Source organism: Rhodothermales bacterium, from assembly GCA_013002345.1.
Taxonomy (GTDB): domain Bacteria; phylum Bacteroidota; class Rhodothermia; order Rhodothermales; family JABDKH01; genus JABDKH01.
Genome location: JABDKH010000357.1, coordinates 1 through 12,355 on the forward strand (window position 1 = coordinate 1; position 12,355 = coordinate 12,355).

Annotated in this window: 11 protein-coding genes; 3 read left to right on the plus strand and 8 right to left on the minus strand. The window is 58.2% G+C overall.

Going from position 1 to position 12,355, the window contains the following annotated elements:
- The coding region (locus tag HKN37_16745; protein ID NNE48302.1) for an endopeptidase La at positions 1 to 915 on the plus strand (915 nt) is incomplete at its 5' end.
- Between the two features lie 11 nt (positions 916 to 926).
- On the opposite strand, the gene HKN37_16750 is transcribed toward HKN37_16745, so the two are convergent.
- Positions 927 to 1,187 carry a hypothetical protein gene (locus tag HKN37_16750; GenBank protein ID NNE48303.1) on the minus strand — a complete coding sequence of 87 codons (261 nt, stop codon included), beginning with the start codon at positions 1,185 to 1,187 and terminating at the stop codon, positions 927 to 929.
- Positions 1,162 to 1,503, minus strand: a complete 342-nt coding sequence (locus tag HKN37_16755; protein NNE48304.1) for a hypothetical protein — start codon at positions 1,501 to 1,503, stop codon at positions 1,162 to 1,164. The genes HKN37_16750 and HKN37_16755 overlap by 26 nt, the downstream gene beginning before the upstream one ends.
- A 131-nt stretch (positions 1,504 to 1,634) precedes the next feature.
- On the opposite strand from HKN37_16755, the gene rsgA reads away from it, so the two are divergent.
- Entirely contained in the window at positions 1,635 to 2,588 is a 954-nt protein-coding gene (gene rsgA, locus HKN37_16760) for a ribosome small subunit-dependent GTPase A (protein NNE48305.1), read from the plus strand.
- A gap of 5 nt (positions 2,589 to 2,593) precedes the next feature.
- Here rsgA and topA read toward each other — a convergent pair whose 3' ends face one another.
- On the minus strand, positions 2,594 to 5,380 hold the full coding sequence (gene topA / locus HKN37_16765; GenBank protein ID NNE48306.1) for a type I DNA topoisomerase: 2,787 nt from the start codon (positions 5,378 to 5,380) through the stop codon (positions 2,594 to 2,596).
- 332 nt (positions 5,381 to 5,712) lie between these two features.
- Here topA and HKN37_16770 point away from each other — a divergent pair, with 332 nt between their 5' ends.
- The gene (locus HKN37_16770; protein ID NNE48307.1) at positions 5,713 to 8,385 is read left to right on the plus strand and encodes a pyruvate, phosphate dikinase; all 2,673 of its coding nucleotides are present in this window, start codon (positions 5,713 to 5,715) and stop codon (positions 8,383 to 8,385) included.
- A gap of 380 nt (positions 8,386 to 8,765) precedes the next feature.
- Here the strand turns inward: HKN37_16770 and HKN37_16775 are convergent, their stop codons facing one another.
- The 5 genes from HKN37_16775 to HKN37_16795 all read right to left on the minus strand — a co-directional run bounded on the left by HKN37_16775 (position 8,766) and on the right by HKN37_16795 (position 12,352).
- Positions 8,766 to 9,071: a hypothetical protein gene (locus HKN37_16775; protein ID NNE48308.1), complete on the minus strand. Its 306-nt coding sequence runs from the start codon at positions 9,069 to 9,071 to the stop codon at positions 8,766 to 8,768.
- 106 nt (positions 9,072 to 9,177) lie between these two features.
- On the minus strand, positions 9,178 to 10,407 hold the full coding sequence (locus HKN37_16780; GenBank protein NNE48309.1) for an acyl-CoA dehydrogenase: 1,230 nt from the start codon (positions 10,405 to 10,407) through the stop codon (positions 9,178 to 9,180).
- A 50-nt stretch (positions 10,408 to 10,457) separates the two neighbouring features.
- Positions 10,458 to 10,652 carry a DNA-binding protein gene (locus HKN37_16785; GenBank protein ID NNE48310.1) on the minus strand — a complete coding sequence of 65 codons (195 nt, stop codon included), beginning with the start codon at positions 10,650 to 10,652 and terminating at the stop codon, positions 10,458 to 10,460.
- A gap of 78 nt (positions 10,653 to 10,730) precedes the next feature.
- Complete coding sequence (locus tag HKN37_16790; GenBank protein NNE48311.1) at positions 10,731 to 11,033, minus strand: 4Fe-4S binding protein; 303 nt, start codon at positions 11,031 to 11,033, stop codon at positions 10,731 to 10,733.
- Complete coding sequence (locus tag HKN37_16795) at positions 11,030 to 12,352, minus strand: FAD-dependent oxidoreductase (GenBank protein NNE48312.1); 1,323 nt, start codon at positions 12,350 to 12,352, stop codon at positions 11,030 to 11,032. The genes HKN37_16790 and HKN37_16795 overlap by 4 nt, the downstream gene beginning before the upstream one ends.
- Positions 12,353 to 12,355 lie beyond the last annotated feature (3 nt).

Consider the following 12,355-nt stretch of genomic DNA (forward strand, 5'->3'; position numbering starts at 1 on the left):
GCCCGGCAGTATCTGGTCCCTCGTCAGACCACCGAGAACGGCCTGAAGGATGATCAATTCGCCATCACCGACGGTGCTATTCGGGAAATCATCGATGGCTACACGCGCGAATCCGGCGTTCGTCAACTTGAACGGACCATTGGATCCGTTGCGCGAGGTGTCGCGAAAAATGTTGCTGTCGGAAAGACGAAGTCGGCCGAAGTCACGGAGAATGAACTGGAGGACTACCTTGGTGCAAAGAAGTACTTCTCGGAAGTGGCCCTCCGCACACAGGTACCGGGTGTTGCAACCGGTCTTGCATGGACACCGGTAGGCGGTGACATTCTGTTCATTGAAGCGTCCGTGTCGCGAGGATCCGGCCGGTTGATTCTTACAGGTCAACTGGGTGACGTCATGAAGGAGTCTGCCCAGGCCGCGTTGTCCTACGTAAAAGCCAACGCGGACGATCTCGGAATTCCGCACGATGCGTTCCGCTACTGGGACCTGCACGTCCACGTCCCTGCCGGAGCAGTTCCAAAAGACGGACCGTCAGCCGGCGTCACGATGTTATCGGCGCTGGTCTCGATCTACACGCAGAGATGTGTAAAACACACGCTCGCCATGACGGGTGAAATCACTCTGCGAGGTCTCGTACTACCTGTTGGAGGAATCAAGGAGAAGGTCCTTGCTGCAAAACGCTCTGGCATCAAACGCGTCATCCTTCCCGAGAAGAACAGGAAGGACGTAGAAGAGATCAACAAGGATGTGAGGAAGGGCCTCCGCGTCTCGTATGTGAAGCGCATGGATGAGGTATTGGGACTGGCGCTCTCCTCGAAATCCAAGGCCGACCCTGCGGAGTTCTTCAAAGTGAAGGATGAAGACCGCAATCACTCCGGTGGTAGAGACACACCAATCGCGGCGACAGTGATCAATTAGACAGTGATCAATCAGGTCGATCCGTCCGGTCTTTTGTCGCGGGGCACCTCTGAGTCGGTCCGGCCTCTTTCATCGAGGATCTTGGCGTCCTCAATGTTTGGGTCCATGCCCTGCTTGAACGCTCTCTCCGCATCTATATAGACGTCAACCGCTCGATCGACGACCGCCTCGATCGAGCCGGCCACGAAGCGGAGTGTGGCGCCACCAACATAAACGGCCTTCCCTATCAGGTTCAGGCGGTCGAACTCAATGTTTTTCTTCGGATGATTCATTGCCTGCGTCGTCGTCGGACGAATGATCATGTTGATCGTCGCCGGCCTCGTCCGTCGTATCCCCGGCTTCATCTTCGCCCGCTTCGCCTGCTTCGCTCGCTGACTCCTCGGCGTGCTGCTCTGCCCGCTCACGAGCCTGATCGAAGAGCGAGTTCAGTTCGTCCGAAAAAGCCTTGCCAGCCTGCTCTATTCCCTTCGTGAGGGTCGTAAAGACGGCCTCGACGAGAAAGGTGGCTTTCTCTTCGAGCGGTAGCTCGTCAAACTTCTCGCGCGTGCGATTATATTTCTTGCTACGCTTCTTTTCCTTATCTGACATCGTGTATCACTCGGTTCGTGGCCTTCTACGTATTGATCAAGTAGACGAGGGCAACGAGGCCATGTTTCACTCCCAGGCGTCGATCTTTGTCGGGTGACTTAGACATTGCGTCGCGCGAGGATGACTACCTGATGGACGAAGACAAACGAGAATTGGTCGGAACGATCTGGAAATCAACCGGGAGTTGGTACGAAGTACAGACCCCGGATGGCATCGTCCTCAGCAAGATGCGCGGCCGGTTTCGGCTTACGCATCAAAGGGAGACAAACCCCATAGCGGTTGGTGACGTGGTGACGCTGCAGATGGTCGGTGACGGGACGGGGGTCATCACGGGATTGCACGAGCGGCGCAACAAACTCGTCCGTCGGGCGGCCGGGAGGCGCGTTGGTTTCGAGCACGTGCTCGTCGCGAATGTTGACTTCGCGTGGATTGTTCAGTCGGTGCTCATGCCGAAGCTGAATCCCGGATTCATTGATCGATTCCTGGTGATGGCGGAGGTCTACGAGATACCGGCCGGCCTCATCGTGAACAAGACAGATTTACTCGACAAGATCATCCGGGAGCCGGTAGAACACTGGTGCGGGCTGTATGAGAAGATCGGGTACCCCGTCCTGCGCACGAGTGCACTGTCAGGCGATGGCGTGGACGAATTGCGGAGTGGGCTTGTGGACCAAATCACCGTACTGGCAGGTCCGTCTGGAGTGGGAAAGTCGTCGCTACTGAACCGGGTGGAGCCGTCGCTGAGTCTTCGAACCGGCGACGTGAGTGAGAAGACGAAGAAGGGTACGCACGTAACGACGAACGCCGCCTTCTATCGTCTCACCGACGGCGGTGTGGTCATCGATACGCCGGGACTTCGGGAGTTTGGCATCATCGATCTCGATCCCGCGCAGCTGTCGCACTATTTCGTCGAATTCGTTCCCTTCCTCAACGACTGCAAGTACCCGAACTGCACGCATGATCACGAGCCGGAGTGTGCGGTTGTCGACGCCGTGGATCGCGGCGAGATCACGGAGGAGCGCTGGGCAAGCTACCTCAACATCCTGCAATCACTTAGAATGGGCGACAAGGATGTAGGCCGATAGGTCGATCACTCGTCGTTCTTTTCGGTCGTTGAGTCGGGTGTGCTCTTCGCGGCTTTCCCGGTGGTCTTGCGGGCGCTCCTGGTAGACTTGCTCGTGGTCTTCCGCGTCGCGGTCTTCTTGGCCTTGCTTGTCGTCTTCTTCGTGGTCTTCTTGGCCTTGCCCGCAGTCTTCTTTGTAGACTTCTTAGCGGTCTTCTTTGCCGTCTTCTTTGTGCCCTTTCGAGCCGTCTTCTTCTTCCCGCCTCCCTTGCCCGTCTTCGCCTGCTTCTCATCGATCAGAGTGACGGCCTCATCTAGCGTCACGTCGCTCGGCTCCGTGCCTTTGGGTAGCGAGACGTTCGTACGACCCATCTTTACGTATGGACCGTAGCGCCCCTCGAACAGGTCGATAGAATCTCCGGTCTCTGGATGATCGCCGATGGTTCTGAGCGGCTCATTGCGCTTCGCCTTCTTCTGGATGAGTTCCACTGCGCGTTCCAACCCGACGGTCAAGACATCATCGGTGGCCTGCAACGATGCGAAGGTCTTTCCGTGCTTGACGTAAGGACCGTAGCGTCCGATGTTGGCCACGATCATGTCTCCGGATTCCGGATGCGGACCGACGTCCCTCGGAAGTCGCAGCAGGTCGAGTGCCTTGGCCAGGTCTACCTCCGACGGATCGAGTCCCTTGGGAATCGACTGACGCCTTGGCTTCTCGTTGTCATCGTTCGTGCCAAGCTGAACGTAGTGCCCGTATGGCCCGTGTTTCGACAGGACGGGCAAGCCTGATTCCGGATCAGTACCAAGCGGTTCATCGCTCTTGCTGGCGCCAGTCACGAGTGACTCCAAGGTCTCGCGTGTGACGTCGCCGGGAGCGAGGTCCTCAGGTAGAGACGCACGGACCTGCTCTCCATTGTCTTCCAGCTCTACATACGGACCGTACCTGCCCACACGAATCGCATACGGCTTCCACTTGGCGAAGCTGATCGTGGAGACCGCACGAGCGTCAATGGCGTCAAGGGCATTCTCGATTCTAATCTTCAGACCCTTCTCTCCCGAGTAGAAGCTAGTGAGATACGGTTTGGACTTCCGTTCGCCTGCGGCGATCTCGTCCAGCACGTGCTCCATTTCGGCCGTGAATCCGACATCCACCAGATTCTCAAATTGCTGCTCAAGCAGACTATTGGTCGCGAAGGCGGTAAACGTCGGGATGAGTTGTGACCGCAAGCGCCTGACGTATCCACGGTTGACAATCGTGTCCATGATCGTCGCATAGGTACTCGGTCGTCCGATGCCTTCCTTCTCCAGAATCTTGATAAGGGAGGCTTCGGAATACCGCGCCGGCGGCTTCGTTTCATGACCTGTAGCCTCCACGCCACGACACGTCAGAACCTCACCTACCTCCAGTGGCGGAAGCGGCTGTTCCTGATCGTCGAGAGCAGACTCCGGGTCATCCGACCCCTCAACGTAGGCTCGGAAGAATCCCGAAAACTCAATCCGCTTGCCGCTTGCGCGGAAGCTGGCCCTCGTGGTCCCATCGCTTACCGAAATGGTAACCGCCGTGAACTTCAGCCGGGCGTCGGCCATCTGCGACGCGATTGTGCGCTTCCAGATAAGATCGTAGACCGCGGCATCGAGGCCGGAAAGTTTGATCTTTTCGACCGTTTTCATTTCCCGGCCGGCGGGACGGATAGCCTCGTGGGCTTCCTGCGCATTCGCTACCGTCCCTGTGTAGGTGCGCGGCTTCTTGCTCAAGAATGAATCGCCGTACTTCTCGGCAACAACGCGGCGACTTGCGTCGAGGGCTTCTTTCGAAAGAGTAGTGGAGTCGGTTCGCATGTACGTGATGTAGCCCTGCTCGTACAACCGCTGAGCAACCTGCATAGTTTGCCTTGCCGAGAGACCCAGCTTCCGACTGCATTCCTGCTGCAACGTCGACGTTATGAACGGGGCCGCGGGCGACCGTCGCGCGTCGCGATCCTCCACTTCCGCCACTTTCCACTGCTCGCCGGGCAAAGACCCTGCGTTCTGACCCGCCGTCTTCTCATCGAGGATTACGACGTCGGTGCCATCAGTCAATCCCTCCCGAAGCCGCCCTGTCTCGTCGTCGAAGTCCCTGCCAACGGCGACGCGGATATCGTTCAGATGCGAGAGTACGGCCTCAAACTCACCGCCATTCTTCGACAGCGCAGCCTTCATGCCCCAGTAGCCGGCCGGAACGAAGGCGATCCGCTCCTTCTCCTTCTGCACAATTAATCGTACGGCGACACTCTGTACCCTGCCTGCCGACAAACGGGGTGCGATCTTCTTCCAGAGAAGTGGCGAGATAGAATAACCCACGAGCCGATCCAGCATTCGCCGCGTCTCCTGCGCGTCGACGAGGTCGTAGTTGATTTCGCGTGTGTGGTTGAGTGCATCCTCGATGGCTTCCTGCGTGATTTCGTGGAACACCATCCGCCGGACCGGGACCTTGGGCTTCAGCACGTTCACAAGGTGCCATCCGATCGACTCACCTTCGCGGTCTTCGTCCGTTGCGATGTACAGCTCGTCGGCCTGCTTGAGCTGCCTCTTCAGCTGCTGAACGAGTTTCTTCTTGCCGGACGGCACCACGTAGAGCGGTTCGAAGTTCTCCTCAACATTGATACCGAGCCGTGACCAGGGCTCTTTCTTTACGGCCGCAGGAATCTGTGCAGCCGACGCGGGCAGATCCCGGATGTGGCCCATGCTCGCCTCAACCTGGAACTCGCCCGCCGGCAGGAAATTCTTGATCGTCCTGGCTTTCGTGGGAGACTCAACAACAACAAGCTTCTTCATCCAGATCCTTATGGGTGCCGGCCGGGAATCTCCGGCGGCCGATGAACTTCAGTGGGGCACGTTCTTCGAAACGGCTCTGTCTCACGCGATTAAGGGCTCGACGTTCCGAGCGCGGCAAAATCAAAGTCCGTGATCGCGAACTGGCTCATGACCAAAACTCAATGAAAACAGCAGTCAAACAGCAACACATCCAGCGCCAGTACCGATTTTACAAACTTGTGAAATTCCTACCGGCGCCGGGCCCTTCCTTCTGAAATAACGTCGATCACCACCCTCCGAGCCGGCCAGGGACGACATAATGAACCGCGCACTGCCAGAGGAGCATGACTGCAATGACCGATAAGAAAGTATTCAAGTTCGGAAACGGGACCGCCGACGGTCGACGAGAGATGAAAAGCCTTCTTGGCGGCAAGGGTGCAAACCTCGCCGAGATGAGCGCCATCGGACTGCCCGTGCCTGCCGGATTTACGATCAGTACCGAGAGCTGCCACTTCTACGGAGAACATGGTGGTGTGTGGCCGGACGGCCTCGAGGAAGAAGTGCGCGCCGGGGTCCGTCACCTTGAAGAAAGTCTCAAGGAGGGTTTCGGTGATTCAGCCAATCCCCTTCTGGTTTCCGTGCGATCGGGAGCCGCAGTGTCCATGCCAGGGATGATGGATACGGTACTTAACTTGGGAATGAACGATGACGTCGCGGCCGGCCTCGCGAAGCGGCATGGTGGCGATGAGCGTTTTGCGTTTGACGCCTATCGGCGGTTCATCGACATGTTCGGTGGCGTGGTGATGGGCGTGCCGCACGAGAAATTTGAGCACGCCATCGAACGCGTCAAGCAGGAATCGGGCGTAGACAGCGACGTCGACCTGAACGCGGCACAGATGAAAGCCGTGGTCGATGCCTACAAGAAGATCTATCACGACCACCAGGGCGAGTCCTTCCCGACCGATCCGTGGGAGCAGCTTCGACTGTCAATCAATGCCGTGTTCGGCTCATGGAATTCGGCCCGCGCTATCAAGTATCGGCGTATCAACCACATCCGGGGCTTGATCGGAACCGCGGTGAACGTGCAGGCGATGGTGTTCGGCGATATGGGCGATACCAGTGGTACGGGCGTCTGCTTTACGAGAAACCCGTCGACCGGCGAGGAAGAGCTCTACGGAGAATACCTCATCAATGCGCAGGGCGAGGATGTCGTTGCAGGTATACGTACGCCTGAGGATATCTCGCGGCTGAAAGAAGAGATGCCGGGTCCGTACGACGAGTTGCTTCGGTGGACGCGCAAACTCGAGGAGCATTACCAGGATATGCAGGACATCGAGTTCACGATCCAGGAAGGAACGCTGTACATCCTGCAGACCCGTTCCGGAAAGCGCACGGGCACGGCCGCTGTCAAGATCGCGGTTGACATGGTAGCCGAAGGGCTCGTCGACAAGCGAAGAGCGGTAGGCAAGCTTGTCGAACCGCGGCACCTGGATCAGTTGATGCACCCGCAGTTCAAAGATCCGACCTCATTCAAGGATAAGATCATCGGGCAGGGTCTGCCGGCCTCACCGGGCGCCGCTGTTGGTCAGGTGGTATTTACTGCGGACCATGCCGAGGAGGCCAAGGCCGTCGGCAAGCAGGTCATCCTCGTGCGTATCGAGACCAGCCCCGATGACGTCGGGGGTATGGACGCCGCTCAGGGCATCCTCACGACACGTGGCGGAATGACCAGTCACGCCGCCGTCGTAGCGCGTGGATGGGGTAAGCCGTGTGTAGCGGGCTGCGGCGATATCGTAGTCGACTACGAGGCAGGAGAGTTTCGGAGCGGAAAGGTAGTCGTGAAGGAAGGAGACTGGATCGCCGTCGACGGATCGACGGGACAAGTAGTTCTTGGCCGGCAGGAGCTCGAGCCGCCCAAGATGGGTGGAAATTTTGAAACGTTCATGTCGTGGGTTTCGGATTTCCAGACAATGAATGTCCGCACAAACGCCGACACCCCGCCGGACGCTGCGCGTGCCCGCGAACTCGGCGCCGTTGGCATAGGCTTGACTCGAACCGAGCATATGTTCTTCGAGGGTGACCGCATTTCGAAGATGCGCGAAATGATCATGGCATCGACCGAGGCGGAGCGCAGAGCGGCCCTCGCCAAGTTGCTTCCGTTTCAGAAGGAGGACTTTATCGGGATATTCCGCGCCATGGACGGGTATCCGGTGACCATCCGATTGCTGGATCCACCGCTGCACGAGTTTCTTCCGCATGAAGAGGCCGATCAGGCAGCGATGGCGAAAAGCATGGGTCTGACAACTGCCGCTGTGAAGGCTAAGGTCGACGCTCTCGACGAACTCAACCCCATGCTAGGTCACCGTGGCTGTCGACTTGGCGTAACATATCCGGAGATCACGGAGATGCAGGCGCGCGCCATTCTTGAGGCCGCCGTCGAGCTCTCAGCGGAAGGCGTAACAGTGCTTCCCGAAATCATGGTACCGCTCATCGGAACGGTCGAGGAGTACACTGATCAGCGTGACGTGATCAAGGCTACGGCTGAGAAGGTTTTCGCCGAGAAGAACCGTCGGGTCGAGTACATGATCGGTACGATGATTGAAATCCCTCGTGCCGCCCTTACCGCGGATGAGATCGCAAAAGAGGCGGAGTTCTTCTCGTTTGGCACGAACGACCTGACGCAGATGACCTTCGGCTATAGCCGTGATGATGCCGGCAAGTTTCTGCCGCAGTACGTCGACCGCAAGATCCTGCCATATGATCCGTTCCAGACGATCGATTTCGAAGGAGTGGGCAAACTGGTCAAGACGGGCACCAGCCTTGGCCGTTCCGTCAGGAAGGACCTGAAGGTGGGCATCTGTGGAGAGCATGGTGGCGATCCGGCATCCGTCAGATTCTGCTACCACGTCGGCATGAATTACGTGTCGTGCTCGCCCTTCCGCGTGCCGATCGCCCGGCTGGCTGCTGCTCAGGCAGCGCTCGAGGAAGAAGACGTCAAGGCGGAGAAGGGAGCGGTGATGGCCTGACCTTCCGCAAGCACTGACCTAGGTAGATATAGCAAGGGGCGGCCTGATTCAGGTCGCCCTTTGTTTGTTCTCAGAGCCTTAGCGTCTGTCGCCGACACGAGAGATCACGGCCGCGCATCCTCAACTCACGGGGGGACCGTCGACGGATGACGCGGCCGGGCCCGCTGTCGAGTTGTCAACTAAGCTTCGAACGCTACGGCCCCGCCACTCGGAATCACCAGTGCGTCGTCCCACCCTGCCCGCCGGCCACCAACAACGAATTGCATCGGGCGACGAAATGTCGGACACCGCCTCTTGAACACCGCGGCGGTCGGATCGATTGTGGCTGTAGCTCTGACGACTTCTCGTTGCCGTTTTTTGCTTCGGCCCGGACCACCACGTCAGGATCTTGCCCGCTGTCCCTGCCGCACTCTCTCCGTCTGAATCTCCTCGCCGCCGGTGGGATCATCCAGCAGACGGGGCTCCGAAGAGATCGGCTGGTCTACGGCAATCGCCTCGAGATTCTCGATGCGCCTCCGCAACTCACTCGTGGATCGATCCACAGCCTCGTCAATGGTTTCGGTCAACTCACTGGCGGTCATGCTCCGGTCAGCCGGTGCACGTCGGGACGCGGCGAAGTCTAGTATCAGCTTCAGCATACCCAGGAGGGAGCCAAAGACAATTGCCACAATAATAATTTCGTCCATGATACCTGGTGTCTTGCTGGCCGATCGATTGCTACGCGGTTCTGCCAGTATATGTTACGAGCGGGTTCGGTACAGTCGCGAGTCCTTCCCTCGCCACCGGCCGGTGCTAAGACTTTGTGCCGGTTCCGACGTCGTTGCCCCGTGGTACAAACGACTGAATCCCGGTAATCTCACGACCCAGAATCAGTCCGTGGATGTCATACGTTCCTTCATACGTGTTCACGCTCTCGAGATTGATCATGTGGTGCACAACACGGTATTCACCCGTAATGCCGTTGCCTCCGAGCATGTCCCGTGCGACGCGGCTGATGTCGAGCGCCGTTCCGCAGTTGTTGCGCTTGGCTAGAGAGATCATCGCCGGTGTGGCTCGTCCCTGGTCCTTCAGCTTCCCCAGCCTCCACGATAACAACTGCATTTGCGTAATCTCCGTCAGCATGTTCGCGAGCTTGGTTTGCACCAGCTGCATAGCCGCCAACGGATACCCAAACTGCTCTCGCTCGGCGACGTAGGCACGAGCTCTATGATAACAGTCCTCAGCCGCGCCAAGGGCTCCCCACACGATACCATATCTGGCATTGTTGAGGCAGGCGAACGGCCCTTTCAAACCCCGAACATCCGGGAAGACATTTTCATCAGGAACGAAGCAGTCCTCCATGACGATCTCGCCGGTGATGGAGGCTCGAAGCGACATCTTGTTGTGCGTCTTGGGCGCCGTCCATCCGTCCATACCTTTTTCGAGGACGAAGCCTCGAATGACGGGTTCGGCGTCGCGACTCTCACGCGCTTTCGCCCAGACAATCGCAACATCCGAGATGGTTGAATTCGTGATCCACATCTTGGCACCGCTAAGCACCCAGCCCCCGTCAACTCGCGTCGCAGAGGTCGTCATAGATCCTGGATCCGAACCGTGATCCGGCTCCGTCAACCCGAAGCAACCGATCAACTCGCCGGTGGCCAGTCCGGGCAGCAACCGCTTCTTCAGTTCCTCCGTGCCGAACGCATGGATCGGAAACATCACGAGTGATGACTGCACCGAACAAAACGAGCGGTATCCGGAGTCAACGCGCTCGAGCTCGCGGGCGATCAAACCATAGGCGGTGTAGCTGACACCGGCGCCGCCATACTCCTCCGGGATGGTTGACCCGAAAAGACCCAGCTCACCCATCTCTCGCGGGATTTCGGGGTGAAACACCTCGTCCTGGTTTCCCTCCAGCGCGCGAGGCTCGAGTTGGGTCTGCGCATATTCGCGAGCCGACTCCATAATGAGCCTGTCTTCCTCGCTCAGCAATTCTTCGAAGAGAAATGCATCGTCCGTATTGAACGTATTCTTGGGCATTACAATCCACCAGCGTGAATAAAACCTTCAGGGTAGTTGGACCGGCAGCGTTACTGTCGATCGGGGCGACGGGCAAACCACTCGATTCGGCTGCACTTCCGACAACTGAGAATCGTCGCGTTACGATCGGCCCAGTCCAGATCAAAAAGTGTCAACACGGTCGAATTCAGGAGCACTCGTCCCTCTTCAAATCGATCACTTCCACAGTGTGGACATACGACCTGCTTGCCGGCCGCGACAAAAATCCCAGACTCGTCCTTGTCGCCAGACGAGTGCGCGGCCTTGCGAAGCCTGTCCAACAAATCACTCATTGTAGTCTCCTGTCAACCGAGGCTCCAGTTTACTCCCCTGCCAGCCTCGGGGTCCGGATACTTCCATGTGACAGCCCCCTGATCGCACGCGTACAGGCAGGTGCCGCACTCGATGCAATCCTCGAACTGAAAGTGGACATGGCCGTGATCGTCCTCCGTATAACAGTTAGCCGGGCAAACGTACGTCGTACACCGGTGTGGACAGGTTGAATTACAGATGGCCGTATCGACGAGGATATGCGCACGGGCATCAGAGCGGCCCTGGTTTCGATAGGCCACCTTTCCCAGACGTTCGGAGATTGAAAGGTTACTCATAGATTCCGCGCGGCTCGCAAAGCCAGTTTCATCATCTCCCACATAGACGAGTGTGTTCGCACTGATTGCTTCAGCATGTCCGCAGTCTTACGGGTTGGCTTACTCTCCACCGTGAAGTACGAACGGCCAAAGTCGCAGATCACGGAAGGTAAGGTGCGGCCCATCACCGGATCGTGAAGCAGATGCACGGCACCCTGGAATGCCCGCATATCCTTAATTACGTAACTCTCCTCGAGACGCTCCTGATATCGCGCAAGAGCGCCGCGACTGAAGTCTTTCGAGTCGGTGCTCTCGACTACGGCCTCGGCTGCAAGGATACCCGAGCGCATCGCATAATCCATCCCCTGGATGGCGCGGCCGGCATTGAGCAGCAAATGTGCCGCCTCACCCGCAACGAGCACCCCATCTCCATAGAGCTTGTCCGGTACGCCAGCCAGGTCACCCGTCGACACCACATGGGCGGAGTACTCGAGGACTTCCCCACCGGCCAGCATGTCTGCTATCGCCGGGTGCGCTTTGAAATCGTTGAGGATGTCATAGGGCTTCAGCTTCTTCTCTCCGAGATCCTTCATCCCCAGCACCAGGCCGACCGATAGCGACTCTCGATTCGTGTACAGGAAGCCACCGCCCTCGACACCCCGCGTCGCATATCCGACGAATTCGTTTGTGAGTCCCAGGCCGTCGCGAAGCTGAAAGCGGTCCTCCAGAACTTTTTGATCCAGACCGATGACCTCTTTGACGCCCACAGCCACATGATCGGCGGGGACGTAGGCCGGTTGGAGGCCCGCCTGCCGCGTGAGCAGGTTGTTGACACCCTCGGCGAGAATGACGACATCCGAGAAGAACTCCTCCTCGCCGGCTCGAATCCCCGTCACGCGTCCATCCTCCATCAGCAGTGAATCCACGAGCACGTTCGTGGCAAGCAGAGACTCATCGGCGGCTGTGCTCTGATCGATGGCTTCCTGAACGCGACTCGCCAGCCATTCGTCGAACCGGGCTCGCAGCACAGTAACTCCGGCAAAGGGCGGCTGATTGAAGTGGTCCGATTTGAAATCAAGGCTGAAGGCCGACTGCTCATCCATGAACGTGAGTCGGCGATGGCCTACGACGCGCTCGTAGCCGGCCTCCTGCTCCCAGTATTCAGGAACCAGACGCTGCAGGTCTGCTCCCCAGAGTACGCCGCCGGAAACGTTCTTGGCTCCACAGAACTCTCCCCGCTCGATCAGGAGGAATTTGCGATTCGCGCGAGCCAGTATCATCGCGGCGCTCAGTCCGGCGATACCGCCCCCGACGATGATACAGTCGAACCGTTCGTCCATCGG